Below are 1,029 nucleotides of genomic sequence, written 5' to 3' on the forward strand. Positions count from 1 at the left end.
GACCCTGTTTATACACGTCATGGTGTGCTGCATTATGCTGTAGCTAATATGCCGGGAGCTGTTGCTAAAACATCGACAATGGCGTTGACAAACGTTACGATACCTTATGCTTTAGAAATCGCTAATAAAGGCGTTGTTCAAGCCTCACAAGACAACCCAACTGTCTACGGCGGGATCAATGTAATGGACTATAAGCTAACTAAAAAAGAAGTTGCTCAATCATTAGAAATCGATTATGTTGAAGCAAGTACTTGTTTCGATAAATAAAGAGTAAAGAAAAAAGTCAGTTCTGTAAAAAGAGCTGGCTTTTTTTTATCAAAAAGGAATACTTTGGCTAAATAAACCTATGAAAGAAAGAGTTGAAACCCAGAACAGTCAGAATACTTAGAAGGTCTATTCCTCAAAAATCAGGTATATAATAGGTGATAAGTGATAAAAAAGAAAAAATAGAGTATACTAAAAATGAGAAATTAAACAAAAGGAGTTTATTCATGGCAAAAAGTAGCAAAAAAATCCAAGTGGAAGTAAAAGAAACAGCAAAAAATAAAGAAGGTTTTGTGGAACTGGCTTTGTATGTGAACCAGGAATAAACAATTTGTTAATGGATTATAATTTACATCAAATGTAGTGGTGAGCAGACAGACCGCATATTTGAATAACTTGTAAAGGACGTGATGATAAATGTCAGCAATTCCAAAAGAAGCTTCGTTTAAAGAAAAAGCAAAAAAATGGCTAGAAATCATCAAACCCAATTGGGAGCGGGCTGAAGTGTCTTCCAATTCAGCTGAACTAGCTTACTTTATTTTACTTTCGATAGCGCCTATTTTATTGGTAGTGGCTAATATCATTCCTTTTTTACCAATTAGTGCATCGGATATCTTGCCTTATTTAAAAACGGCATTGCCTCCAGATATCTACAAAATCATTCAGCCTATGTTAGCTGATTTTTTAAACAATACGCATGGCGGCATCATTTCAATCGGGCTGATCACCTCTCTTTGGTCAGCCAGTAAAGCGTTTAATGCTATG

General features: G+C 35.3%; 1 protein-coding gene and 1 pseudogene. Both read left to right on the top strand.

Annotated elements, in window-relative coordinates; all coding sequences use genetic code 11:
* A pseudogene (locus RT405_RS02715) lies at positions 1 to 267 on the top strand (alanine dehydrogenase); the annotation flags it as partial.
* Between the two features lie 414 nt (positions 268 to 681).
* A partial coding sequence (locus tag RT405_RS02720) for a YhjD/YihY/BrkB family envelope integrity protein (RefSeq protein ID WP_313467344.1) occupies positions 682 to 1,029 on the top strand: 348 nt, incomplete at its 3' end.

It is taken from the genome of Carnobacterium sp. (assembly GCF_032094055.1).
Classification (GTDB): Bacteria; Bacillota; Bacilli; order Lactobacillales; family Carnobacteriaceae; genus Carnobacterium_A.